Source organism: Proteus mirabilis HI4320 (genome assembly GCF_000069965.1).
GTDB lineage: Bacteria > Pseudomonadota > Gammaproteobacteria > Enterobacterales > Enterobacteriaceae > Proteus > Proteus mirabilis.
The window spans coordinates 3,652,509-3,678,144 of record NC_010554.1; the positions used below are offsets into that span (position 1 = coordinate 3,652,509).

Sequence of the window (25,636 nt, forward strand, 5' to 3'; positions counted from 1 at the left end):
TTTAAGTTCTATATTAATGCATGAAATAAAGCATCATTATTGGCACTTTCAGCAACGGTTATTTTTTTAAAGCCTAATGTGCTAGCTATTGTTGCTAATCGTTTACTGACCACCACTAAATGACTGTTTAACAGCCATGCTTTTTCAGATCCAGCGACTAGATAAAAGAGTTGTTGCAACATTTCGCCACTGGTGACCACAAAGGTATCCACTTGGGCATTTTTCCACTTTAGCGCAAACTCTTCAGATACATAATCAATAAATAGACGCTGATAACATTCACATTCATCAACAATTGCACCGCGTTGACGTAATGTTGTGGCAAGTAGTTCGCGACCACCATTGCCTCTTAGTAGTAGTACTCGCTTGTTTTCTATTTGTTGAAGTGAAGACAAGGCCAGTAGGTCTTCACTGGTTTCTCCAAATTCTGGATAACGTATAGAATGTCCTGTTAATTGCTGAAACTCTTCAGCGGTGCTTTGACCTATTCCATAATAGAATAGCGTATCTGGCCATGATTGTTGTAATTGATTTAGTTGCCAGTTTGCGTACCACACCGCATTTTTAGAAAGTAAAAAAAGGTAATCACCCGTACTTAGCTTATTTAATTTGTTTTCTAATATGGAAAGCTCTTTACCCGCGGCTATTTCTATTAAAGGTGCATGAAAAGCATGCTTTCCCGCATCAATTAAGCGTTGCGTAAGTTGTTCTCCTGCTGGGCTAGGACGAGTGATTAAAATACTCATATCGCTGTATTACCTTGATATACAGCGGTTAAAATCTCTCTAGCTCCTTTATCTAGTAGCTCTTCGGCAAGAGAAATACCAGCTTGCTCTGCATCTTCAGGTGATACTAAGCGTTCGCCACGTAAAATAGTTTCACCATCAGGGGAGCCAACTAATGCTCGTAGCCAAATTTTGCCGTTTTGCCAAATAGCATAACTACCAATAGGTACTTGGCAACCCCCCTCAAGGCGAGTGTTCATCGCGCGTTCTGCTTTTACACAAGTTGCAGTATCTGCGTGGTTAAGGGCGGCTAATAAGGCTTGAGTATCATGATCATCTAAGCGACACTCAATGCCAACGGCACCTTGTCCTACCGCAGGAAGAGATTGTTCCGCAGACAAAGAAGAACGAATACGCTCAGTTAATTTAAGACGTTTTAAGCCCGCGACAGCAAGAATAATAGCATCATAGTCGCCATTATCGAGTTTACTTAAACGGGTTCCTACATTACCGCGTAAATCACGAATAATTAAATCGGGGCGCAGTGCTTTTAATTGGCATTGGCGACGTAGGCTTGAGGTACCAACGACACTTCCGGCTGGCAGTTGTTCTAATGAATCATAATGATTAGAGACAAAGGCATCACGGGGATCTTCTCGCTCACAAATCGTCACCAATCCCAGACCTTCAGGAAAATCAATGGGGACATCTTTCATTGAATGTACGGCAATATCTGCACGAGAGCTGAGTAGTGCTAGTTCTAGCTCTTTGACAAATAACCCTTTACCACCCACTTTCGCTAATGGGGTATCTAAGATGATGTCGCCTTTCGTGACCATCGGTACTAATTCAACGACTAAGCTCGGATGAGCGATTTGTAGTTGTTCTTTAACATAAAGCGCTTGCCACATAGCAAGAGGGCTTTGGCGTGTAGCAATACGGATGGTACTTTTTGACATAATATTATTATCTCTTCCGAGCGAGTTAGCATAATTTCTGTTTATAAATAAGGCTTTGTTTTAACACTTTAAGGTTCATTTTTCCAGTTAAGGCGTGGTGTGGTAAGGAAACAATGAAACATAAAGAGGTTTTAAATCAATATTAGTGAGGTAAAAAATAAAAAAAGGGAATTACAAATAGTAAAAATCGTTATTTTTATCTTTTTACTGTTTTATATCTATATAAAAAGTGTGGTTATTTACAACATTTAAACATTAAATTAATTTATTTAACAATAGTGAGAGGAGAGAAAGGAGAGACTTACAGAATTTTCTGAACACATTGATAAAACAACCATTATTTTAAGGTGACCCTTTTCTATCTATTTTTTCTATAATATAAAACCACCCAAAAAATTAACAAAAATATTAATTAATAAAAAAGAAATAAAATAATTAAATAAATAATGAAAATTTAAATTTTATTTAAATAGACAATGATGAAGTTTGAATATGTCTTTAATTAATTTTATTGTTTATATTGTTATTATTTACTCATTTTTATAGATAACTCATAGAAAAAAGCAATGCTATATATAGTTATTATATATCAACGAGTTATGTTTATTTTTATTTTTTTACTCTTTTTTAGGTAAAGGTAAGTATTTTTTTCAACTTGTTATCACAAGGTAACTCGTCGATTTTAGCTGTTTTATGGCCGAACAACACTTTTTTCTATATGTTTTCTCTATAAGTAAAATAGACTATCTCTATGATATAAAAGTCATTATTTGCTCTGCTTTATACGATTAAGCGACTAAAAAAGCAATTTAGATCTTGGTGCTATATTTTGAGATCCTCTTTACGCCTTGCTTGCAAGGTGTTAAATTGATCACGTTTCCGAGATTTTGTTAGTAAAGTTTTATCTATTAATAATTGAATAATTAAAGCTCGGTAATTTATAAACTCAGATTCTACTATTTTCTTAGTATTGTTCAGGCGAAACTCTTGTATCTTTATATTGAAACACTGAAGCAACGGCTGGATGCGATTAATCAACTCAGGCTGGAACGTGCATTTGCATCGATGAGTGATGTGTTTAAACAGGTGTATGGTTTAATTCCTGTTTTACTGCATTACCACCACCCTCAGTTGCCAGGCTATATTCAAGGAAATGTCCCTCATGGTACATGTTTCTTTGAACCTGATGACGTGCAACGTCAATGGGTCAATAAGCTGACTAATGCATCATGTGATGAGCCAATGAATGGATACACCAGCGGAGAGTTACCTATTACGGGTATCTATTCGATGGGAAGTACTTCCTCGATTGGGCAAAGTCACTGCTCCGATATTGATATTTGGGTCTGTCACCAATCTTGGCTGGACCAAGATGAGCGTGCGCGTTTACAACGTAAATGTTTACTGATAGAACAATGGGCGGGAGAATTAGGTATTGATGTTACTTTTTTCTTAATTGATGAGAATCGCTTCCGTCATCATGCAAGTGGTAGCTTAGGTGGGGAAGATTGCGGCTCAACTCAGCATATCCTGTTACTTGATGAGTTCTACCGTACCGCTGTTCGCCTTGCAGGTAAACGTTTGTTATGGACGATGGTACCAGTAGAAGAAGAGTACCATTACGATGAATATGTTAATTCACTCTATGCCCAAGGTGTATTAACGCCCAATGAATGGCTTGATTTAGGTGGATTAGGTGAGCTTTCTGCCGAAGAGTATTTTGGTGCAAGCCTGTGGCAACTCTATAAGAGTGTTGATTCACCTTATAAAGCCGTATTAAAAAGTATTTTATTGGAAGCCTATTCCGCGGATTACCCTAATGGCAAATTGTTGGCATTAGAAATGAAACAGCATCTTCATCGTGGTGAAATCGTAAATTACGGTTTAGATGCATATTGTATGATGCTTGAGCGCGTAACCCGCTATTTAGTTTCGATTAATGATTTAACCCGCCTTGATTTAATCCGTCGCTGTTTCTACCTGAAAGTTTGTGAAAAATTATCTAATGAAAAAAATGAGAATGAACCTGCAGGTTGGCGACGCCAAGTATTATCTCAGTTAGTCACGCAGTGGCAGTGGGATCACGAACGTTTAGCGATATTAGATAATCGTGATAGCTGGAAAATAGAGCGCGTTCGTAACGCACATAATGAATTATTAGATACGATGATGCAAAGCTATCGTAATCTTATTCGTTTTGCGCGCCGTAATAACTTAAGTGTCAGTGCTAGTCCACAAGATATTGGTGTATTAACACGTAAGCTTTATGCCGCTTTTGAAGCGCTACCGGGTAAAGTAACCCTGGTTAATCCACAGATTTCTCCTGATTTATCCGAGCCTCATTTAACCTTTATCTATGTGCCACCGGGACGCGCTAATCGTAGTGGTTGGTATCTTTATAATCGGGCTCCCGATTTTGCACATATTGTTGGTCATCAACCGTTAGAATATAACCGTTACTTAAATAAATTAGTGGCGTGGTCTTATTTTAATGGGTTACTTACTAAAGATTCACAGGTTTATATTCATCAAGGTGACTCCTCTTGTGATGAAATTAAACTTCATGAATTAGTGCGGGATATCTCGAGTCATTTTCCTATTCGTTTACCTGCCCCGACGCCTAAAGCACTGTATAGCCCTTGTGAAATTAGGCATTTAGCCATTATTGTCAATTTAGAAGTTGACCCAACAGAGCGTTTTTCTGATCAAGTAGTGCATTTTGATTTTAGAAAGTTGGATGTATTTAGCTTTGGCGAGGAAGAGCAATGCTTAATTGGTAGTATCGATTTACTCTATCGTAACTCTTGGAATGAAGTGAGAACGCTGCATTTTAATGGTACGCAATCGATGTTGGAATCGTTAAAAACTATTTTAGGTAAAATGCACCAAGATGCGGCCCCACCTGCATCGGTTGAAGTTTTTTGTTATAGCCAGCATCTACGTGGTTTAATTCGTACCCGTGTTCAACAGTTAGTCTCAGAATGTATTGAATTGCGTTTATCAACCAATAGATTAGAGCCAGGGCGTTTTAAAGCATTACGTATTGCAGGGCAAACATGGGGATTGTTCTTTGAACGTCTTAATGTTTCTGTACAAAAGTTGGAGAATGCCATTGAATTTTATGGTGCTATTTCATACAACAAATTGCATGGATTACCCGTTAAATTAGGCAAAGATGCCCGTTATCTGCCCGCTGTGATTGATGGTTTTGCTTGTGAAGGGATTATTCAGTTCTTCTTTGAAACAACAGAGGATAATAATGTCTTTAATATCTATATCTTAGATGAAGCTAATCGAGTGGAGATTTATTCTCACTGCGAAGGTAGTAAAGAAGAGCTAGTAAAAGATGTCAGCCGTTTTTACTCTTCATCTCATGATCGCTTTACTTATGGCTCAAGCTTTATCAACTTCAATTTGCCACAGTTTTATCAAATCGTGAAAGTGGATGGAGCAACGCAAGTACTGCCTTTTGCTGGGGGATCGTTTGGTAAGCTAAGTGATCTAGGTAAAACAGCGCCAAAAGAAGAGATGAGTACTAAGCCTATTCAAGGATTTAATGATTATCAGGCTGTACATCATCATTGATAATCGACACGGCAAAACCGATAGAGAAGTGATGGGGACTTTCCAGCACCCATCACTTAGTTGTTTGTGTTAAAAAGAAAATGCTTCACCACTTTGTTCGCTGATTGCTTGAGCCAACATGGTTAAAAATTCCCCGCCACTACGATCGCAAACCCACTGTGTACCTTTCCAATCAAAATGATAACCGCCAGAACGCGTTGCTAACCATACTTGATGAAAGGCTTCCTGACGATTAATGATAATTTTACTATGATTTTCAAAGGTTAATGTCATTACGCCACCATTGATTTCACAATCAATATCCGCATCACCTTCATAATTATCAATGGTTTGTTCTATTTCTGACATCAATTCGTCAGCTAATTGGTGAAATTCACTATCGTTCATCTTCATTTTCCTATTTGCTTTTCGAGATCTAACTGCGATTATAGAGGATATTAACCAAATTAATGATAGGCAGATTTCGAATGAAAACGTATTTACGTTGCACCCTTGCTATAATAACACTGATTTCTCTTTCTGGTTGTGGCTTGAAAGGCCCTCTCTATTTCCCGCCTGAAGATACTCAGGCAAATATGACTCAGTCATCCCAGCCAACCCAGCAAGTTGAGACTTCCTCAACACAAAACAATTAGTCAATATTAGAAACGGGACACCCGTTTCAGGCAGGGTTAAGATGCAATTTTCAAAAATGCATGGGTTAGGCAATGACTTTATGGTTGTTGATGCTGTTACCCAAAATGTTTATTTTTCACCAGAATTAATTTGCCGGTTAGCCAATCGACATACTGGTGTTGGGTTTGATCAACTGTTAGTAGTTGAAGCACCTTATGATCCTGAATTGGACTTTCATTACCGCATTTTTAATGCTGATGGGAGTGAAGTCGCACAATGTGGCAATGGTGCTCGCTGTTTTGCTCGATTTGTGAGAATAAAAGGGCTTACAAATAAAAGAGAAATAAAAGTCAGTACCCAGTCTGGCAGAATGACCTTACATGTTATGGATAATGAAGATGTTTGTGTCAATATGGGAGAGCCAGAGTTTGAACCACAAAAAGTACCGTTTCGTGCTCAAAAAGTAGAAAAAACCTATATTATCAGAGCGATGGAACGAACAGTTCTATGTGGTGTGGTGTCAATGGGAAATCCGCACTGCGTGATCCAAGTGGAAGATATCAAAACTGCGGAAGTTGAGTCATTGGGCTCAGTATTGGAACAACACGAACGCTTTCCAGAGCGCGCCAATATTGGTTTTATGCAGGTAGTTGATAGAAATACATTGCATTTACGGGTATTTGAACGTGGTGCTGGAGAAACTCAAGCTTGTGGAAGCGGTGCCTGTGCCGCTGTCGCGGTGGGGATTTCCCAAGGTTTATTAGATAGAAAAGTGAAAGTTAATTTACCGGGTGGATCATTATCAATTGAATGGAAAGGTACAGGAAACCCACTTTATATGACAGGACCTGCTGTGCATATTTATGATGGAACAATCCAGCTATAATATTATTTTTGAGAGGTGCTTGGTATGACGGATAAGAATGAGCAGTTTTGTTACCCTGAGAAAAACGAACTCAACGATCAAACCATCATTGATTATCTCAAGGAGCATCCTGGTTTCTTTATCCGTAATGCCAGCTATATTGAGCAAATGCAAGTTCCTCACCCAGTAAGAGGGAGTATCTCATTAGTTGAGTGGATAATGTCACGTCAGCGAACACGTATTCATTATCTTGAAGAGGATATGCGTTTGTTGATTGAGCAAGCTGCAGAAAATGAATCTCTATTTAGCCAATTACTAAGGCTTATTTCTGAGTTATCCCGCTGTAATTCATTAAAGGAAATGCTGGAACAGTTAAATCTTTGGGCGAAGGAGTTAGGGCTTTACTCAGTACAACTGCGTCTTTTCACCGATCGTTGGCAATTACAACCTCCTTTAGATGCTCAAACACTCGCACTATCTCGTCAAACATTTGAGCATTTCCGTATTCAGCGTATGGGCGATAATAATCACTATTTGGGGCCATTAAATGGCCAAGAAATGATGTTATTAATGCCTAATGTTCGTCGTTCTGGCTCTGTGGCACTCTCATTATTAGGGCATTATGGCGATTTAGGGGTGATCATTTTTAATAGTCGAGATAGCCAACATTTTCAAGAAGGTATGGGAACGGCAATGTTGGATAAACTCGCACAGATATTACCTGAGTTATTAACTCGCTGGATCGCAAGACAATGAGCCAAATTATTGACGTCCCTGAAACACTCTCATTAGCCATTGATAGCTTCTTAAGTTATATCGAAGTTGAACGGCGATTAAGTCCGGTAACGGTAGAAAATTACCAGCGACAATTAATGACCATTGCACAAATGATGGTTGCAATAAAAATCAACCAATGGTCGTTACTAGAAAGCCAACATGTGCGTATGTTATTGGCTAAAAGCCATCGCAGTGGATTACAACCTGCAAGTTTAGCATTGCGCTTTTCAGCATTGCGTAGCTTCCTTGATTGGCAAGTTTCTCAAGGAATGTTAGCAGTAAACCCCGCCAAAGGGGTTCGAACACCCAAATCAGGTCGTCACTTGCCTAAAAATATGGATGTTGATGAAGTCAGTCAGTTGATGAATATCGACTTAAAAGATCCCCTCTCTGTAAGGGATAGAACGATGCTGGAAGTGATGTATGGCGCTGGATTACGTTTATCTGAACTGACTAACTTAAATATCAATGATATTGATCTCCAAGAAGGCGAAGTCCGAGTATTAGGTAAAGGCAGTAAAGAGCGTAAAGTTCCCTTGGGAAGAAAAGCTGTAGAGTGGTTACAGCATTGGTTTGCCATGCGGGAGCTGTATTCTCCTGAGGATACTGCGGTTTTTATCTCAACGAAAAGCGGTAAACGATTATCTGTTCGCAGTGTGCAAAAACGTTTTGAACTTTGGGGGGTGAAACAAGGACTCAGTAGCCATGTCAATCCTCATAAACTGCGCCACTCTTTTGCCACTCATTTACTTGAATCAAGTGGTGATTTGCGAGCAGTACAAGAGCTATTAGGCCACGCTAATTTATCAACCACACAAGTTTATACTCACTTAGATTTTCAGCATTTAGCGAAAGTCTATGATGCTGCTCATCCAAGAGCTAAGAGAGAAAAATCATAATGCACTTTTATCGCACTCTGATGCCGATTGCAGCGATGACTTTTGATTTAGACGATACGCTGTATGACAATGTTCCTGTGATGGATAAAACAGAAGAAGAGACCTTAGCGTTTATCCGTCAGTATGATGAGCGTTTTCACCATTTTACTGAACATGATGTAGATGCTTACAAACAGCCACTATTAGAAAATAATCCTGATATTTTTCACGATATCACTCAGTGGCGTTGGTTAGCGGCTAAAAATATGTTGTTAGACTATGGCTATAGTGAAACTAAAGCACAGCAAGGTGCTGATGAAATTATGGCTCATTTTGCTTATTGGCGTAGCCGTATTAATGTCCCTAATAATACCCATCACGTGTTGACACAACTGGCGGAAAAAATCCCATTAATCGCTATTACTAATGGTAATGCTAATCCATTAAGCTGTGGGTTGGGGCAATACTTTACACATATTTTAAAGGCAGGGCCTGATGGGCGCTCTAAGCCTTATCCTGATATGTTTGATAAGGCGGCTTCGTTACTTAAACTCCCTCATCAGAATATTTTGCATGTAGGCGATCATCTAGTGACGGATGTAGAAGGCGCGGTTAAAAGTGGATTACAGGCGTGTTGGATTAATTTAGATAATCGCAGTTTGTTTACCGAAGGTGAAACGCGTGTTATGCCTCATATTGAGATCACTGAATTAGCTAAACTGGTTGAATTAATTTAATCATAGACGCGCTCTGTGCAGGTCTTTATCCACTTTTCAGTGGGCATAGTTTTGCATCGGGCGTAAAATCCTGTTAGTTTGTTGCTTAATAAACTAACTTCTGTATATATCCACAGTATTTCTCTTCACTCAATGATTGGTAATTATGGACGTCTCATATCTGCTCGAAGGCCTTAACGATAAACAGCGCGAAGCCGTTGCAGCACCGCGTGTAAATATGCTGGTACTTGCAGGTGCTGGTAGTGGTAAAACACGTGTATTAGTACATCGCATTGCTTGGTTATTATCTGTTGAACAAGCCTCTCCTTTTTCCATTATGGCGGTAACATTTACTAATAAAGCTGCAGCAGAAATGCGTCATCGTATTGAGGACTTGATTGGTACTAGTCAAGGGGGAATGTGGATAGGTACCTTCCATAGTCTCGCCCATCGTTTATTACGGGCGCATTATCTTGATGCTGGTTTACCTCAAGACTTCCAAATCATTGATAGTGATGATCAATACCGTTTAATTCGTCGTATCGTAAAATCCATGGCTCTTGATGATAAGCAATGGCCTCCTCGTCAAGGTATGTGGTATATCAATGGAAAGAAAGATGAGGGACTCCGCCCACAACATATTCAGACCTATGGTAACCCCGTGGAAACCACATGGTTAAAAGTCTATCAAGCTTATCAAGAAGCTTGTGATCGTGCAGGCTTAGTGGACTTTGCAGAGTTGTTATTGCGTGCCCATGAGTTGTGGCTGAATAAACCACAAATTTTAGAACACTATCAACACCGTTTTACCAATATCTTAGTGGATGAATTCCAAGATACTAACCGTATTCAATATGCTTGGATCAGGATGTTGGCAGGACAGACTGGTAAGGTGATGATAGTCGGTGATGATGATCAATCTATTTACGGTTGGCGTGGGGCTCAAGTTGAAAATATTCAAAACTTTTTAAATGAATTTCCCGGCGCTGAAACCATCCGCTTAGAGCAAAATTATCGCTCCACCAGTAATATTCTAAAAGCCGCTAATGCCTTAATTGCTAATAATAGCGATCGTTTAGGTAAAAACCTATGGACAGAAGGGGCTGAAGGCGAGCCGATTTCACTCTATTGTGCATTTAACGACCTAGATGAAGCGCGTTATGTAGTAGGGCGTATTAAGCGTTGGCATGAAGAGGGAGGCGCCCTTGCAGATTGTGCCATTCTTTATCGTAGTAATGCCCAATCGCGCATCATGGAAGAAGCGCTATTACAAGCGAATAAGCCTTATCGTATTTATGGTGGACAGCGTTTCTTCGAGCGTCAAGAGATCAAAGATGCCCTCTCTTATATGCGTTTAACAGCGAATCGTCACGATGATGCCTCTTTTGAACGTGTTGTGAATACGCCAACGCGTGGAATTGGTGATAGAACCTTAGATGTGGTTCGCCAAGTAGCTAGAGATAACCAAATCACATTATGGGAAAGTGCATTACAGGTTATTGAGCATAAAATGCTAGCAGGCCGGGCTATTGCGGCAATTGCGCGCTTTTTAGAATTAATTGAGACGTTAGCAAATGAAACAGCGGATATGCCGTTGCATGTGCAAACAGACCGTATTATTCGCGATTCTGGCTTAAAAGCGATGTATGAGCAGGAAAAGGGTGAAAAAGCACAAGCGCGGATTGAAAACTTGGAAGAGCTGGTGACGGCGACTCGTCAATTTAGCTATCAAGATGAAGACGAAGATTTAATGCCATTGCAAGCTTTTCTCTCTCATGCGGCATTAGAATCAGGAGAAGGACAGGCTGATGCGTATCAAGATGCTGTTCAATTGATGACACTACACTCGGCGAAAGGGCTAGAGTTCTCACAAGTGTTTATTGTCGGGGTTGAAGAAGGCATGTTCCCAAGCCAGATGTCCTTGGATGAAGGTGGGCGCTTAGAAGAAGAGCGTCGGCTAGCTTATGTTGGCGTGACGCGTGCCATGAAAAAGTTAACACTTACTTACGCTGAAAACCGCCGTTTATATGGTAAAGAAGTGAGCCATCGACCTTCGCGCTTTATTGGCGAGTTACCAAAAGAGTGTGTTGAAGAAGTACGGTTACGGGCGACGGTTTCACGTCCCGTGAATCATCATCGTTTAGGTACACCGATTGTTAGTAATGATACAGGTTACTCCCTTGGTCAACGGGTTAAACACCCTAAATTTGGTGAAGGTACTATTATTAATATCGAAGGTAGCGGTGAACACTGCCGATTACAAATAGCCTTTAATGGTGAAGGTATTAAGTGGTTGGTTGCTGCTTTTGCACGATTAGAGTGATTGGCTATTTATTGACACTGTTAATTTTTTAAAAGAGAGCAATATAAAAAAACACCCTTACTAATCTAGAAGATAGTTAAGGGTGTTTTTTTTAATGAACATATAATTAACCGAATTAATAATTCCGTTACAGATTATTTTAACGGAGTTAGCTGATGAAAATTACTTCTGTATTATTTGATACTTATTATCCAATTAAGCCTGTGACAAAAATCGCTGAGGATTTCTCTGTTGATAAAATGCCCCCTGTGGAGCCTATTTATGAGCAGCGTTTTGATACTTACCATCCTAGTGCTCCTGCCAACCCGTTTGAAGAAGATCTCTATTGTCGATTATTACGACATCAACGTGATTTTGTGCCGCGCATGAATCTCTATTTAAGTGGGGTGATCGGTGCTATCCGTATTGCAACTAATTCTACATCAACATTCTTTAGACGCTCACAACGCCGTATAGAAGCGATAGCAATGGGTTGTAATACAAAAGAAGAGCACTCAAGCCCTGCCAGAAAGGGGTATCTTTCTGGCGCTTTCATTAGTATTGATAATTTAGCTCAATAGTAAGTATGTGCTAACTTCGTCTTAAACGTTGCTGAGTGTAGAGTGCATCTAAAGTAAATAAGATAAGGGCGACCCAAATAAACCCAAAGGTCACTAAACGCTCCGCATCGATTTGTTCTCCATACACCATAGTGGCGAGAATAAACATCAATGTGGGTCCTATATACTGGAAAAATCCTAGGGTAGATAGACGCAAATGTTGAGCTGCTTCGGTAAAGAGCAGTAAGGGTACGGTGGTGATAACCCCTGCAGCAATCAGTAATGTATTTAGCGACCAGCTATTTTCTAACATATTGCTGGTGGGTGAATGGGTAAAAAAGAGGATATAAACTAAAGCAACAGGAAACAGCCACAGTGTTTCTATTGTCATACCCGTTTGTGCATCTACCCCAAGTTTTTTACGTAATAGTCCATATAGGCCGAATGTGACTGCTAAACTAAGGCCGATAACAGGTACAGAGCCGAATTGCCATAATTGGATAAAGACGCCAGTAAAGGCTAAACTTACGGCGAACCATTGCATACGGCGAAAGCGCTCGCCTAAAAAAATCATACCGAATAACACATTAACTAATGGATTAATAAAGTAACCAAGGCTGGCTTCTAACATAAATCCGTGGTTAACCGCCCATATATAGATAAGCCAGTTACTGGCAATAATCACCGCAGTAAGTGCTAACATTAGTACTTTTTTGGGCTGACGAACAAGTTGGCGTAAATAGGGCCAATGGCGAGTGATCGACATTAAAAGCAACATAAAGAAGAATGACCATAAAATACGGTGTGTTAAGATCTCTTCTGCGGGCACTTCTTGAATGCTTTTAAAATAGACAGGGGCAATACCCCAGATCAAATAGGCGCCTAGGGCACATAAAACGCCTTTTAAAGTGTTTTTCTGGCTCATGCTATCTCTGGTATTGATGGAAATGAAATATGTGACGGGGTTATCATACCCAATGACATTATCTAATGTGTCATTAGGCATGTTTTTTTACAAGTAATTAATATTAATCTACCCAAGATAATGGATAAGTCGCATCAGCCAACAATATAAGTTGCTGTGCCGCTGGCGATATGAACTTGTTTTTCATTGTGTAATTCAACCCTTGCCACAGAAACTTTATTACCACTACGTAGTATATGACTACTTGCGGTAAAACATTCCCCTCGCCCTGGGCGTAAATAATCAACACGTAGATCGATAGTGCCCATTTTGGCCAGTTTTTGTTCGAGTTGCTCTTGGGATATAGGGGCTAGACGTGTTAGGGCATTACCTACACAGACTAAACCTGCACTTACGTCTAACACCGAGGCTATCATGCCACCATGTAAAATGCGTTGTGCGATATTGCCAACCAGTTTGTCTTGGTAGCGAAATTGGATCTCAGCATAATCTTGTTCGAAGCGAATTAATTCTAAACCTATCAGTTGATTAAAAGGCATTTGATAGACAAAAACATGTCCAATCAACACTTGTGCTTCTTCCAGTGTTAATATTTTCTCCATTTTAAAGTTCCTCGACATTTTATTATTAGGTTAATGCTTTGTTAATAATAGATGACAAAAAGGTAATTTCCCATTCATCAGATTAATAGAGCGTCGAGAAAATATATGAGATTTAATGGAAATAACGTGTAAAATATGGACGCCTAACGCGAATAAAGCTGATTTATAAGCGCTCACGACAAATATTAAGTGCTATCTTTTATATTGTTCACTAATAATACAGGATAATTAACTATGCGTTACATCCGTTCTTTACTCACGGTGATTTTAACCTACCCTGTATGGGGAGTGGCGGCGGAGATATCACCTGTATCATCTCCAACACCGTTGGTTCAGGGCAGTATTATTTCCGGTCTATTACAAGAGTATGATTCACCCTTTGTACTTTACCCTTATGAATCTAATTATATTATTTACACAAAAACCTCCGATATGAATAAAGAGGCGATTGCCAGTTATGATTGGGGTCATAAGGCTAAAAAAGATGAAGTTAAATTTCAGATAAGTCTTGCATTCCCGCTGTGGCGTGGCATTGCCGGGGAAAATTCTGTATTAGCGGCTTCCTATACGCAACGCTCTTGGTGGCAGCTAAGTAATAAAAAAGAGTCTGCGCCGTTTCGCGAAACCAACTATGAACCACAACTATTTTTAGGTTGGGCGACGGATTATCAATTTGCCGGTTGGACATTAAGAGAAATTGAAACGGGATTTAACCATGAATCGAATGGCCGCGCAGAGCCTACTTCACGAAGTTGGAATCGTGTTTATGCACGTTTTATGGCGCAAAAAGGTAATTTCCAACTCGATCTGAAACCTTGGTACCGTTTTAATGAAAGTGCTAAAAATGATGATAATCCCGATATTAATCGCTATATGGGATATTACCGCTTAAAAGCGGGTTATCGTTTAGGCGAAAGTACGTTTACTTTAACAGGGCGTTATAACTGGAGTAGCGGATACGGTGCTGCTGAGCTAGGCTGGAGCTATCCTATTACCAAGCATGTACGCTTTTATACCCAACTATTTAGTGGGTATGGGGAGTCGATGATTGATTATAATTTCCGTCAAACTCGTATCGGTGTCGGCGTTATGCTCAATGATATGCTGTAATTTTCTTCATTCTAGGGTAGCATAACACGACAAGTGGTGATGGCACCTTTATACTGGTGCCTTTTCTTTTACTCCTCATTATCTTTCTTACCAGCTTTTCAGAGGAATGGCGTGTCCACAGCAGAAGTTCTTAATTCAATGCCATCAGCTCAGGTTATTTTGCGCGAAACCTTTGGTTATCAGCAATTTCGACCAGGCCAGCAAGAGATTATTGATACCATTATCACCGGGCGCGATTGTTTAGTCGTCATGCCGACGGGAGGGGGAAAATCACTTTGCTATCAAATTCCTGCTCTTTTGCTTGATGGCTTAACCGTAGTTGTTTCTCCGTTGATTTCTCTAATGAAAGATCAAGTTGATCAACTCTGCTTACATGGTATTGACGCGGCATTTCTTAATTCAACTCAAAGCCGAGATGAACAACTGCAAGTACAAATGCGTTGTCAACGGGGTGAAATAAAACTGTTATATATTGCACCTGAACGCCTAATGATGGAGAGTTTTCTTCACCATTTAGTGCAATGGCAGCCTGCTTTATTAGCGGTGGATGAAGCACACTGTATTTCTCAATGGGGTCATGATTTTCGCCCTGAATACCGAGGAATTGGCTTATTAAGACAGTATCTTCCTGATGTCCCTATTATTGCGTTAACGGCGACGGCTGATAATACAACACGTCATGACATTATTAATCAGCTCGCGTTACGCACTCCTTTAGTTCATATTAGCAGTTTTGACCGCCCAAATATTCGTTATACTTTAGTTGAAAAATATAAACCGCTCGATCAACTTTGGCTGTTTATTCGTGGGCAGAAAGGAAAATCAGGCATTATCTATTGTAATAGTCGCAGCAAAGTAGAAGAGACCGCTGAACGACTAGGCAAGCGAGGATTAAGTATCGCGGCTTATCATGCGGGTATGGATATTGCCACACGAGCGAAAGTGCAAGATGCTTTTCAACGCGATGATTTGCAGATTGTGGTCGCAACGGTCGCTTTCGGTATGGGAATTAATAAACCCAATGTACGTTTTGTGGTTCATTTTGATATTCCGCGTAATATTGAATCTTACTATCAAGAAACGGGACGCGCAGGACGCGATGGTTTACCTGCACAAGCGGTACTGTTTTATGATCCCGCGGATATGGCTTGGCTACGTCGTTGTTTAGATGAGAAGCCAGAAAGTGAACAAAAAGCGATTGAATCCCATAAATTAAATGCCATGGGGGCTTTTGCCGAAGCACAAACTTGTCGACGTTTAGTGTTACTTAATTACTTTGGTGAACACCGCCAACAAGCTTGTGGTAACTGCGATATTTGCCTTGATCCACCTAAACAATATGATGGGTTAGTGGATGCACAAAAAGCGTTATCTTGCATCTATCGTACCGGACAACGTTTTGGTATTGGTTATATTGTTGAAATTTTACGCGGTGCCAATAATCAACGCATTCGCGATAATGGTCATGACAAATTGCCAGTTTATGGTATTGGTAAAGCCCATAGCCATGAATATTGGATGAGTGTGATCCGCCAATTGATCCATTTAGGTATGGTTGCGCAAAATATCGTTCATCGTTCTGCATTACAATTGACTGAGATAGCTCGACCGATATTGCGTGGTGAGGTGTCATTACCCTTGGCAGTACCACGACTATTAAGCCCAACAAAAAGCCGTTATCAGCAAACAAAAAATAGTCATCGACAGTACGATAGGAAATTATTTGCGAAACTACGCAAATTACGTAAATCTATTGCTGATGAAGAAAATATTCCACCCTTTGTGGTATTTAATGATGTCACACTGATTGAAATGGCGGAACAATGCCCTGTCTGCCCTGATGAATTGTTGTTGATCAATGGGGTAGGACAACGAAAACTAGAACGATTTGGGCCAGCATTTATGACACTTATCCGTGATCATATTGAGGGGTTCGAATAGCGCCAACGAGGAGGAGCCGAATGACAACCACACTTTTTCAGCACATGTGGTTATCTCGTGAAAAGCAATTCTCTGCTTTTACGAATGGTATCTTATTGGACTTTTGGAACCAACGACAGGAAGGCGAATTTACCGGAGTCGATGGCGTGAGCATTCGCTATGCTCATTGGCGCTCTTCATCACACAAAAAAGCGTTGGTGATCTGCTCTGGTCGTAGTGAAAGTTATGTAAAATATCCTGAAGTGGCCTTCGATTTTTATCATCTTGGTTATGATATTTTTCTTCTCGATCATCGGGGGCAAGGATTATCAGGGCGCTTATTAGATGATCCGCAAAAAGGCCACGTAGAAAAATTCAGTGATTATGTCGATGATTTATCGACATTTATTGATACTATCGTTTTGCCTTATCACTATCAGCACTATTTTGCGTTAGCCCATTCGATGGGCGGCGCTATTTTAGCCAGCTACCTATTACGTAAACCTGATATTTTCCAAGCCGCCGCACTGTGTGCGCCGATGTTTGGGATTAATTTACCAATACCACGCTGGGTGGCTAATTTTTTAGTTAACCGTGCAGAACAAAGTGTTTCAGAACGAAATAATTACGCGGTATCAACGGGCAAATGGTTTCCTTTGCCATTTATCTTGAATGTATTGACTCATAGCCATGAAAGGTATCGTCGATACTTACGTTACTATGCCGATTTCCCTCAATTACGTTTAGGTGGGCCGACCTATCATTGGATGAAAGAGAGCCTAGAAACGGGGGATTGGCTGATTGAACATGCAAAAGAGATTAACACCCCTTTGCTAGTACTTGAAGCTGAGCTAGATAAAGTGGTGGATAATCGGGGAGTAAGGGCTTTCTGTGATGGTTATAGTCAGTCCAGAACAAGAGAAGAAAAGCAAAAATTGCCACTTGTGATTGAAGGTGCGCACCATGAAATCTTGTTCGAAATAGATAAGCTACGCTCACAAGCATTAATTGAAATCTGTGAGTTTTATGATAAGCATTTATTTTAATCAGGAATGTGTATGTATTCGATAGTTGCTTCTGATCTTGATGGCACCTTGTTATCACCTAACCACTTATTAACTCCCTATACCAAAGAAACGTTACATCTGCTTATTGAAAAAGGGATCCATTTTGTGTTTGCCACAGGACGTCATCATATCGATGTGGCACAAATTCGTGATGGGCTTGGTATTGACGCGTATATGATCACTTCAAATGGGGCTCGAGTACACAATACGCAAGGCACTCTTATTTTCAGTCAAGATCTTGAACCTGAAATCGTTTATGACTTAGCCCTAATGGTGTTTGATCACCCAGATATTGCAACGAATATTTATAGCAGTGATGACTGGTATATCAATAAAGAAACGCCTGAATTAAAAGAATTTTTTAAAGAATCGGTATTTAATTACCGTCTATTTGAGAAAACAGGCTTCCCAACAACGCAGGTGTGCAAAGTCTTTTTTACCTCAGAAGATCATGAATTGTTAGTTGAGTTAGAAAAGAAAATTAATCAACGTTGGGGCAATAAAATTAACGCAAGTTTTTCGTTGCGTAATTGCCTAGAAATTATGGCGGGTGGGGTATCAAAAGGAGAGGCACTACAAAAAGTCGCTAAGTTGATGCAACATTCAGTAAAAGATGCCATTGCATTTGGTGATGGTATGAATGATAAAGAGATGCTACAGATGGCGGGTAAAGGCTGCATTATGCAAAATGCCCACCAGCTACTAAAAGATCTATTACCGGATATGGAAGTGATTGGCTCAAATGTTGATGATGCTGTTGCACACTATTTACGTAAGTTGTATCAGGTTTAATCACAACCAATGGGATAAATTAAAAGGCGGATAATACTTCCGCCTTTTAGTTTAAGAGCGCAATTTACTTAATGATATTGCAGGGTAAATTGCAGTGTTCCATCAGCTTTGCCTGCGGTGGTAGTCTCAGAAGTTTGTATATAACCCGCTTCTAAAGGAATAGAAAAATTACCACTGTTATTCTTTTCGCTCACCGTTATCAATTTTCCTAACTCAATGGGTTGGTTTTGGTATTTCACCTGAATGCCATAGCCTTTGGCTGTATTGCTATCATTAGCATTATTAAGGCTAATCGTGCCGGCGGTTTGGCTAGCATCAGGGGTGCCATCGAATTTTATCTTAATGGGGGAAACGGGATCACAATCTAAATCGATATTCACATCTTGTAGACTATCAGGGCTAACAGAGCCAACACCATTAAAGCTCGATTTTGCCACAGAGCCTAAAGGAACATTAATATTATTATTGATAACTTCACAGCCACTGGAAACAATATTAAGGGGATTAAGGTAAACCTTTGGTTCAGTACGGCCAGTATTGTCACTGGTGATAAATCCCCCATTGTGATACAAAATCAGCATAGCAACCCATGTGCTTGGAATGGTTTGTGATTTGATATTGTTACGCAGTTTATATAACGTCATTTTTAAAGAAGCGGTATAACTACTACGGTTTAAGTTACTTGTGCAAATAAGGCGATTACTGTAGTTGCCATCAACATTATATAGTCCATCGACATAAGCAGAACCGGTGCAACCGACAGTAATAGTCCCGTGTAGGGTATAACCGATACCACTAGTCCCTAATTCACGCACATAGGCACTGCCTACTTTAGGGCTGGAAGCTGAAATATAGCCGGGCAAGTAGATCCCCGCCTGTACTGGGCCTGTGATATTCCACCAAGTCCAGCCATACATAGTGCCTAAGTCAATCGTTGCCAGCTCTGTTAAAATAGGCGCGGTTCTTGAAACATAAATTGGATTGTTATAACTCACCGTTCTAGTGGTTGTATCGGCACGATATTCAGCAAAAGCGGTTGATGTATACAAAAGTGCAGACAGACAACCCAAAGTTATATATTTATTCATATTTATCACCTATCTGCAGTCCAGTTGTAAAAATTGAATTTTCTCGAGCGATAGATCGGCGTTTAATGTTGCTTGGCACTGTTCGGTAGCACTATTCCCCCATTTGGCTTGTAGTTGACTACTTGCAGGTACACCATTTAGGAAAACCTCACCATCATTAGCCACAATCCCACTGGAAATCACTTGTCCATCTTGGCTAATTTCAACTTGGCTACCGAATGGTAAAGGTTTACCGTTATAAGAGAGGTTCACTAATACTCTTGCACCCTTGCGAGCTTTAAAATCGGCTAAAACAATCGCGCCTTTCGTTGGGATCACTGTTGTTGAAGTGAGTTCCACATCGTTGTTTCCCTTTAAGGAAGCGGGATCAACCGTTACTCTATTGCGTTCATAACGGGAAACGTTAGGGATAACGGCATAACCTTGAGCATTGGTATATAAACTTTGTGCACTGCTAATTTTCAAATGATCAATATCTTCCGCTTTGATTAAAATAGCGGAGTCATAGATAGTGCGAGATGGGGTTATTCCATCTTGATGGATTAATAACGCGCCAGTTGCTCCCCAATTCACTGACTGGAAACGTTTATCATAGTTATAACCAGCACTGATTTCGCCGCCCGAAGCACTATAACTACCATTGATAGCACCGCTATATTCTTGGCGAGTATGGTTATAGTTTTGCGAAATATCATACTGAAGATTGTTATCTTCGAGACGAGTACCACTTAAACTTACAGAACTTATCGAATCACCTTGTTTACTGGTGTTATAACGATAACTTAACCAATTGTTATTGCTGGTCATATTGAACGGCAGGTTAAAGTTAATCGATAAAATTTGATCGGTTAATTCGCTTTCTTGCCGTTTATTATAGGCATAAGAAATACTATAACTGAGTGAGCGATAATTAGAGTTAAAGCTTAGGTTGATATTGCGATCGACTCTATCTTGATACCAATAGTATTGCTGATAACCATTTAAAGAGAGGTAACCAAGCTCTCCTAATGCTTGCGATACTGAGATCTGAAACTGTTTTTTCTTACGATAAAGCTGTGAAAAACGTTCATTCGTGGTTGAAAAATCATAATAATCTTTAGTTGAGTAGCGATAAGACGCTAATGAAAATCCTGTTTTGGTATCCGGTAAATATTTTGAATACTGGACACGATAAGATTGCCCTTGTGCTTTATGGTTATCGATAAGTGTGGTATTTGCATGAGTTATATCGGCTGAAATCGCCCCTAAATAACCCATATTTACGCCGGCACCTATCGCATAAGCTTGATAATCTGCTGAAAGCAGCGTACCTCCATAAAGGGAAAAATTATAAGGTAAGCCGTAAATGGCAGAAGCTTGTAAAAAGGTCGGTTTTCGCTCTGCGCTATCAGCATTATATTTCCCCAAGTCGAGACTATATTTTAAGTTCCCAGCTCGTTGCATCATGGGGACTGCAGAGAAGGGTTGGGAAAATGTACGTTTGCTTCCATCAGCTTCTTCAACAGTTACTTGTAAATCACCACTATAAGAGGTGGGGTAGAGATCTGATATTTCAAATTCACCGGGGGGAACAGAGGTTTGATAAATAACACTATTATTTTGGCGAATAGTCACCATTGCGTTGCTTTGTGCAATTCCTCTTACAACAGGAGCAAAGCCACGCTGACTTTGTGGCAACATGCTTTCATCTGAGGCTAATTTAATACCACGATAAGGAACACTTTCTAACACATCATTACTTGATGCGGTTTCACCTAGTGTTAATCGACTTTTTAAACGGCGGATATCGCGTTCAACGTAAGTTTGTAGACTGTTCCATTCTGCGGCGTTATCACTATTTTTGTTGTAAGTGCTGTGATTACGTACACGCCAAGCGCCTAGATTAATACCACTGCGTAATCCTAAAAAGATATTGTCACTGTCTTTTTGGTCTCGATACCAATATTTATTCTGACGATAGGTGTAATTAATAAAGGCTGCATTAATCCCATCATTCCATTCTGTGGGGGATATATAACCTTGCCCATAGTTATATAATGCAATTTGTGGGATCGAAAATGATAATCGCGCACGTGAAAAATCATATTTATATGTAGCATTAGGAATAACACGAGCAATATCCGTTATTTTACTACTATCAGGTTGTTGGCTAAACGCGTCTGTAACGGACCCTTTGACTCCCCAATTGAGTAAATCCTGTTTACTGATTTCAGGTGCCAGCACTTTTTTATCGTCATCAAAAATAAAACGAATTTGACGATTATCGATAAGTTTATCGTTAAGATAAATATCGACAGAATAGACACCAGGAAGTTGTCCTCCTGCATAGGACAGGTAATTCAGACTGTTAATATCTGCAACGTGATTTTCGATACCTAAATTAAGTGCTTCAGGATTAAAAATATCTTCAGCAAGAACAGTATAAGGGAATAAAACAGTCGTGATAGCAATAGCTAACACTCCACGACGATAAAGATTATCTGCCATGTTGATGGGTAATCGTTTTGTAGATACTGCTATCATAGAAAAAGTCATCGCCGTATACTCTTAATTTAATACTTTATCTACAGTCGCACCGTAATCATTGATAAATTGAACGGTAACTTTCTGCGGAATATGATTTTCTTTTAGCAAGACCACTTCTTGGTGAGGATTAACAAAATCATTAAATGGGTAGCGTTTATCACCCACTAAGATATGTTTAATTGTCAGGTGATACGGCGTATCGTTATTTATTACTAACCCTTTATTTTGTTTAGATAATTTCACCTTATCAAAATCAAGTGGTTCAATATCATGGGCACGGAGAAACAATTTAAATTGAGAGTTAATCACTAATTGGAGTTGATTCTCTGGACTTTTTTCCATCGGTGGAATGGATTTGATATTGAGCCAATAAACCACTTCTTGGTTTGATGCCAAAGGTGCTCCGGTATATGAAATTCGCGCCGTGCCTGAACTATCTGGCTCAATACGAAATAGTGGAGGTGTTGCAATAAAAGGTGTTTTTTCATCACCTTGATAAGCTGAAACCCAACTTTGAATTAAATAGGGTTTTTCCTTATCTGTATTCATAATTGGAATACTGATTTCACGTAGATTATCGTCATAGACAAAACGTGTTCCTCCCACACTTATTCCAGCAGCTTGGCTAGCCGTTATGAGGGAAAATAGTAAAAATAATATTAGGGAAATATTCTTTTTCATAAGTGGCCATAAGTTTGAGGAGAGGTGAGAGGGTAATGGTGATTACCCTCATATTTATCATTTATTATTTATATTGGATGCTATATACAGCAGAGCCATTGGCAGGGCCTGGTGTTGCCGCATCAGTTGCTTTATAACGAGCAACGTAGTCTAGGTTAATTTCCGTACCTGTGATCTGTACATCTTGTGAATCGTCATACAGTTTGATTTGGGAAACAGCATCTTTCTCAAATAACGCGATACCTACGTTAGTTGCGCCACCAGAAACTTGATCTATAGCTAAGATATCTCTGTCGCTTGCATCACGAGTACCGCCAAAACGTACGGCTACCGTGGTATCAACAGGGCAGTCGATTAATTTAATGGTAAAATCTTTCAGGCCAGCAACTTCCCCTTTGGTTGCTAAGCTTTTAGAAGAAACTTTGCCTAAGTCGACGGTTAAGTTTTTAGAAGAGCCATCAACAGTACATGCTTGATCGGTTATTTCTCCCGTAAAGTTAATTGTGCCTGATGCTAAAGCAGCAGGTGCTGAGAATATAGAAAGAGTCACTCCTAATGCACAGAGTGATTTATTTAATTTGCTCATGATCGGTCCTATATAAAAAGTAAGCGAACTTACTTTTTAATCTATTTATAAGTATATATGTGTATAAATTTATTTGCATAGACAGTATGCCGATAAAATATAACATTGCTAATTTTTTAAGTTAATAAACATTTACATGAGTTTTTTTGTTCTTACATCAAATTATTTAATATGTCGTAATTTAATTAAAATGATTTTTTATTAAAAGTTTTTAGATATTTGTTGAATAGCTAATTGTTGATAATAAACTTTGCAAGTTTTCATTAATAAATGAATTTTTATTCAAATATAAATAGAATTTATATTCCTTCTCTTTTTTATGCGTTATTAATTGTTTTATTGTTTTTTTATTCAATTCATCTTGAATAAAAATAAGGGGGAGACGTGCATAACCTAAACCATGCTGAATTAAGCTAATTGCTGTCTCTACCGAGCCAACTTGAATGACTTGGGCCTGATTATCAGTATCGGGTGAATCAGGAGAAAGAGAAATACAGCTATGTTTTTGTAATTCCTGCAATAATTCCTCATCTTGTAGTTTCTGTAATGGGCTATCTGGATGTGATACTAAGGTAGTTGTAATGCTTTCTAAAACAATAGGTTGCAGTGATTTAATATAATAAGGTGACACAATTAAATCATATTCTTTTTGCACTAAAATTTCTGATTTGCTGAGAGAATTCCTATAAATATTAATATCATACTGTTTATTCTGCTTAATAAATTGTGATATTTTGTTCAAAAAAGGATCAGCGACATACATTGGGTCAATTAGTACGTTAATTTTTAACTTATTGTTAAATTTGATATTTTTTGCCTTTTTTTCTAGAGATAATGCCTTTTCTGTCACTTCTCGAGAAAGTGTTAGCAATAGTTCTCCCTCAGTAGTTAATACTGCGCGTCTTTTTTCTAAAGAAAGTATTTCTATACCCAAGGTTTGTTCTAACTTATTGATAGTATAGCTAATTGATGATTGAGTCCTATGTAACACATCAGCGGCTTGAGCAAAGCCACCGTAATCAACAACAGCTTGTAAGGTGATCCATTGGTCTAATGTTGTGCGGGATTTTTCCATAATGGAGTCCTTCTTATTATTGTTTATTAATAATGCATTTTAAACGAAGCTAGCAATATATCTTAGCATTGTTAATAGGTAATAATACGCATTTTTTTTGTGAGTTAAAAAAATATTAACATTATAAGTTGTAATGCTACTTTTTAATTAGAGAAGAATATTTATAGTTATTTTTTATTGTTATCTTTGAATATAACACTTAAATTTTTATTTTTTTATATGTAATTTTTATAACTATTGTTTTTATTTTCATTAATAGTCCACTTAAGTTTTAGTATTTTTTTAATATAAATTGTTAATTGATGATTTATATTTCTTATTTGTGTTTTTTATTTTTCTTTTTTCATTTTGTTTTTTTTATTTTGTTTTTATTAAATATAAATATTAATTAATTTCTTAATTACTTATTTTTTAATAAATATGTTTATCTATTATATTTAAAAATAAAGATAAAAAAGAAATTGGCCAAGTTAGTGTTCACCTCGTGTGAAGAGAAAACAAACCTGCGTATATAATAAATTAATACACTTATCTTTTTTAGACTACTTGTTGGTGTTTCATATAGCAATTTGAATGATTTTTGCTACGTCACGCTGATGCAGCAAGGAAAAGGAGAGGATAATGATAGGTTAAAAAATAAACTAAAATTATTTGACTTAAGTTAAACAAAAATTAAATATGATAAAAATAAGTAAAATAAAATATCGAAAATAGTATTTTAATACTCATTTATTGAGTAAATTTAAGTATAAAAACGTATTTTTGTGATCTTTAGCAATAAAAAAAGATAGGCGTGTTTGCACAAATTTTTGAAGAATACAGAACAAAGATGGCTTTTTATATTGCAAAAATTGATAAACATTAAAATAAGAGAAAACAGTAAGCAACTAAGATGGTCGCTATTATTTCTTAATTCTTTACTTAGTAAGAAGGATCTTTGGTAATAAAAGAGATCTCTATAAGTAAATAGAAAACTAAGTAACATTTTATGATGTTCATATTCCAATATTGTATAATTATATATCGATAAAATAGTTTCATTGTGTTATTAATCATCAATTTTATTAAACAAAAAAGTGAAAAAAAAAGTTATTAATAGTGATAGGTAAACGGAGTGTGCATACCTATTGTGGTGTGACATGCGTCATACCAACAGAATAGCTGTTTATAACTGGCTGTTTGTATTGAATGCTAGGCGCATAACAGTGGTAAGAAGAGTGGTAACAAGAAGCAAAAATGCCACTATTTTGGTTTTTTCATTTAAATTAGTGGCATTTTTATT

Annotated in this window: 22 protein-coding genes; 12 read left to right on the forward strand and 10 right to left on the reverse strand. The window is 38.5% G+C overall.

Annotation, left to right across the window (positions count from 1 at the left end; translation table 11 throughout):
- Positions 1-8: 8 nt before the first annotated feature.
- Both hemD and hemC read right to left on the reverse strand, forming a co-directional pair.
- Positions 9-746: a uroporphyrinogen-III synthase gene (hemD, locus tag PMI_RS16575; protein ID WP_004249661.1), complete on the reverse strand. Its 738-nt coding sequence runs from the start codon at positions 744-746 to the stop codon at positions 9-11.
- The gene (gene hemC, locus PMI_RS16580; protein ID WP_012368705.1) at positions 743-1,684 is read right to left on the reverse strand and encodes a hydroxymethylbilane synthase; all 942 of its coding nucleotides are present in this window, start codon (positions 1,682-1,684) and stop codon (positions 743-745) included. The genes hemD and hemC overlap by 4 nt, the downstream gene beginning before the upstream one ends.
- Positions 1,685-2,671: 987 nt before the next feature.
- Here hemC and PMI_RS16585 point away from each other — a divergent pair.
- On the forward strand, positions 2,672-5,269 hold the full coding sequence (locus PMI_RS16585; protein WP_004246330.1) for a class I adenylate cyclase: 2,598 nt from the start codon (positions 2,672-2,674) through the stop codon (positions 5,267-5,269).
- A gap of 69 nt (positions 5,270-5,338) precedes the next feature.
- Here the strand turns inward: PMI_RS16585 and cyaY are convergent, their stop codons facing one another.
- Positions 5,339-5,656 (reverse strand): iron donor protein CyaY, encoded by a 318-nt coding sequence (cyaY, locus tag PMI_RS16590; protein ID WP_004249659.1) that lies wholly within the window; start codon positions 5,654-5,656, stop codon positions 5,339-5,341.
- A gap of 80 nt (positions 5,657-5,736) precedes the next feature.
- Between cyaY and lptM the strand changes: the two genes are divergently transcribed.
- The 7 genes from lptM to PMI_RS16620 all read left to right on the forward strand — a co-directional run bounded on the left by lptM (position 5,737) and on the right by PMI_RS16620 (position 12,003).
- Positions 5,737-5,904 carry an LPS translocon maturation chaperone LptM gene (gene lptM / locus PMI_RS19145; RefSeq protein ID WP_004246328.1) on the forward strand — a complete coding sequence of 56 codons (168 nt, stop codon included), beginning with the start codon at positions 5,737-5,739 and terminating at the stop codon, positions 5,902-5,904.
- A 41-nt stretch (positions 5,905-5,945) separates the two neighbouring features.
- On the forward strand, positions 5,946-6,770 hold the full coding sequence (gene dapF, locus PMI_RS16595) for a diaminopimelate epimerase (protein ID WP_012368707.1): 825 nt from the start codon (positions 5,946-5,948) through the stop codon (positions 6,768-6,770).
- Between the two features lie 24 nt (positions 6,771-6,794).
- Entirely contained in the window at positions 6,795-7,505 is a 711-nt protein-coding gene (locus tag PMI_RS16600; RefSeq protein WP_004249657.1) for a DUF484 domain-containing protein, read from the forward strand.
- The gene (gene xerC, locus PMI_RS16605; RefSeq protein WP_004246325.1) at positions 7,502-8,425 is read left to right on the forward strand and encodes a tyrosine recombinase XerC; all 924 of its coding nucleotides are present in this window, start codon (positions 7,502-7,504) and stop codon (positions 8,423-8,425) included. The genes PMI_RS16600 and xerC overlap by 4 nt, the downstream gene beginning before the upstream one ends.
- Positions 8,425-9,141, forward strand: a complete 717-nt coding sequence (gene yigB / locus PMI_RS16610; protein WP_012368708.1) for a 5-amino-6-(5-phospho-D-ribitylamino)uracil phosphatase YigB — start codon at positions 8,425-8,427, stop codon at positions 9,139-9,141. The genes xerC and yigB overlap by 1 nt, the downstream gene beginning before the upstream one ends.
- 145 nt (positions 9,142-9,286) lie before the next feature.
- The gene (uvrD, locus tag PMI_RS16615) at positions 9,287-11,443 is read left to right on the forward strand and encodes a DNA helicase II (protein WP_012368709.1); all 2,157 of its coding nucleotides are present in this window, start codon (positions 9,287-9,289) and stop codon (positions 11,441-11,443) included.
- Between the two features lie 155 nt (positions 11,444-11,598).
- A complete protein-coding gene (locus PMI_RS16620) occupies positions 11,599-12,003 on the forward strand; it encodes a hypothetical protein (RefSeq protein ID WP_012368710.1) in 405 nt (134 codons plus the stop codon).
- Positions 12,004-12,013: 10 nt separating this feature from the next.
- On the opposite strand, the gene rarD is transcribed toward PMI_RS16620, so the two are convergent.
- A complete protein-coding gene (rarD, locus tag PMI_RS16625) occupies positions 12,014-12,907 on the reverse strand; it encodes an EamA family transporter RarD (protein ID WP_004249653.1) in 894 nt (297 codons plus the stop codon).
- Positions 12,908-13,041: 134 nt separating this feature from the next.
- Entirely contained in the window at positions 13,042-13,509 is a 468-nt protein-coding gene (locus PMI_RS16630) for a thioesterase family protein (protein WP_012368711.1), read from the reverse strand.
- Positions 13,510-13,743: 234 nt separating this feature from the next.
- Between PMI_RS16630 and pldA the strand changes: the two genes are divergently transcribed.
- The 4 genes from pldA to yigL all read left to right on the forward strand — a co-directional run bounded on the left by pldA (position 13,744) and on the right by yigL (position 18,398).
- A complete protein-coding gene (gene pldA, locus PMI_RS16635) occupies positions 13,744-14,619 on the forward strand; it encodes a phospholipase A (protein ID WP_004246319.1) in 876 nt (291 codons plus the stop codon).
- Positions 14,620-14,730: 111 nt separating this feature from the next.
- A complete protein-coding gene (recQ, locus tag PMI_RS16640) occupies positions 14,731-16,560 on the forward strand; it encodes an ATP-dependent DNA helicase RecQ (RefSeq protein WP_004246318.1) in 1,830 nt (609 codons plus the stop codon).
- 20 nt (positions 16,561-16,580) lie between these two features.
- Positions 16,581-17,585, forward strand: a complete 1,005-nt coding sequence (gene pldB / locus PMI_RS16645; RefSeq protein ID WP_004246317.1) for a lysophospholipase L2 — start codon at positions 16,581-16,583, stop codon at positions 17,583-17,585.
- A 12-nt stretch (positions 17,586-17,597) separates the two neighbouring features.
- Positions 17,598-18,398 carry a sugar/pyridoxal phosphate phosphatase YigL gene (yigL, locus tag PMI_RS16650; RefSeq protein WP_004246316.1) on the forward strand — a complete coding sequence of 267 codons (801 nt, stop codon included), beginning with the start codon at positions 17,598-17,600 and terminating at the stop codon, positions 18,396-18,398.
- A 68-nt stretch (positions 18,399-18,466) separates the two neighbouring features.
- Here yigL and PMI_RS16655 read toward each other — a convergent pair whose 3' ends face one another.
- The 5 genes from PMI_RS16655 to PMI_RS16675 all read right to left on the reverse strand — a co-directional run bounded on the left by PMI_RS16655 (position 18,467) and on the right by PMI_RS16675 (position 24,354).
- Complete coding sequence (locus PMI_RS16655; RefSeq protein ID WP_004249648.1) at positions 18,467-19,486, reverse strand: fimbrial protein; 1,020 nt, start codon at positions 19,484-19,486, stop codon at positions 18,467-18,469.
- Positions 19,487-19,495: 9 nt separating this feature from the next.
- A complete protein-coding gene (locus PMI_RS16660; protein ID WP_004249646.1) occupies positions 19,496-22,021 on the reverse strand; it encodes a fimbria/pilus outer membrane usher protein in 2,526 nt (841 codons plus the stop codon).
- Between the two features lie 12 nt (positions 22,022-22,033).
- Positions 22,034-22,693: a fimbrial biogenesis chaperone gene (locus PMI_RS16665; RefSeq protein WP_004246313.1), complete on the reverse strand. Its 660-nt coding sequence runs from the start codon at positions 22,691-22,693 to the stop codon at positions 22,034-22,036.
- 64 nt (positions 22,694-22,757) lie between these two features.
- Entirely contained in the window at positions 22,758-23,279 is a 522-nt protein-coding gene (locus PMI_RS16670) for a fimbrial protein (protein ID WP_004246312.1), read from the reverse strand.
- A gap of 211 nt (positions 23,280-23,490) precedes the next feature.
- On the reverse strand, positions 23,491-24,354 hold the full coding sequence (locus PMI_RS16675; RefSeq protein ID WP_012368712.1) for a LysR family transcriptional regulator: 864 nt from the start codon (positions 24,352-24,354) through the stop codon (positions 23,491-23,493).
- Between the last annotated feature and the right edge of the window lie 1,282 nt (positions 24,355-25,636).

Coding starts and splice junctions, on each gene's coding strand:
- hemD (WP_004249661.1), bottom strand. CDS start 746: ATGAGTATTTTAATCACTCGTCCTAGCCCAGCAGGAGAACAACTTACG.
- hemC (WP_012368705.1), bottom strand. CDS start 1,684: ATGTCAAAAAGTACCATCCGTATTGCTACACGCCAAAGCCCTCTTGCT.
- cyaY (WP_004249659.1), bottom strand. CDS start 5,656: ATGAACGATAGTGAATTTCACCAATTAGCTGACGAATTGATGTCAGAA.
- lptM (WP_004246328.1), top strand. CDS start 5,737: ATGAAAACGTATTTACGTTGCACCCTTGCTATAATAACACTGATTTCT.
- dapF (WP_012368707.1), top strand. CDS start 5,946: ATGCAATTTTCAAAAATGCATGGGTTAGGCAATGACTTTATGGTTGTT.
- PMI_RS16600 (WP_004249657.1), top strand. CDS start 6,795: ATGACGGATAAGAATGAGCAGTTTTGTTACCCTGAGAAAAACGAACTC.
- xerC (WP_004246325.1), top strand. CDS start 7,502: ATGAGCCAAATTATTGACGTCCCTGAAACACTCTCATTAGCCATTGAT.
- yigB (WP_012368708.1), top strand. CDS start 8,425: ATGCACTTTTATCGCACTCTGATGCCGATTGCAGCGATGACTTTTGAT.
- uvrD (WP_012368709.1), top strand. CDS start 9,287: ATGGACGTCTCATATCTGCTCGAAGGCCTTAACGATAAACAGCGCGAA.
- PMI_RS16620 (WP_012368710.1), top strand. CDS start 11,599: ATGAAAATTACTTCTGTATTATTTGATACTTATTATCCAATTAAGCCT.
- rarD (WP_004249653.1), bottom strand. CDS start 12,907: ATGAGCCAGAAAAACACTTTAAAAGGCGTTTTATGTGCCCTAGGCGCC.
- PMI_RS16630 (WP_012368711.1), bottom strand. CDS start 13,509: ATGGAGAAAATATTAACACTGGAAGAAGCACAAGTGTTGATTGGACAT.
- pldA (WP_004246319.1), top strand. CDS start 13,744: ATGCGTTACATCCGTTCTTTACTCACGGTGATTTTAACCTACCCTGTA.
- pldB (WP_004246317.1), top strand. CDS start 16,581: ATGACAACCACACTTTTTCAGCACATGTGGTTATCTCGTGAAAAGCAA.
- yigL (WP_004246316.1), top strand. CDS start 17,598: ATGTATTCGATAGTTGCTTCTGATCTTGATGGCACCTTGTTATCACCT.
- PMI_RS16655 (WP_004249648.1), bottom strand. CDS start 19,486: ATGAATAAATATATAACTTTGGGTTGTCTGTCTGCACTTTTGTATACA.
- PMI_RS16660 (WP_004249646.1), bottom strand. CDS start 22,021: ATGACTTTTTCTATGATAGCAGTATCTACAAAACGATTACCCATCAAC.
- PMI_RS16665 (WP_004246313.1), bottom strand. CDS start 22,693: ATGAAAAAGAATATTTCCCTAATATTATTTTTACTATTTTCCCTCATA.
- PMI_RS16670 (WP_004246312.1), bottom strand. CDS start 23,279: ATGAGCAAATTAAATAAATCACTCTGTGCATTAGGAGTGACTCTTTCT.
- PMI_RS16675 (WP_012368712.1), bottom strand. CDS start 24,354: ATGGAAAAATCCCGCACAACATTAGACCAATGGATCACCTTACAAGCT.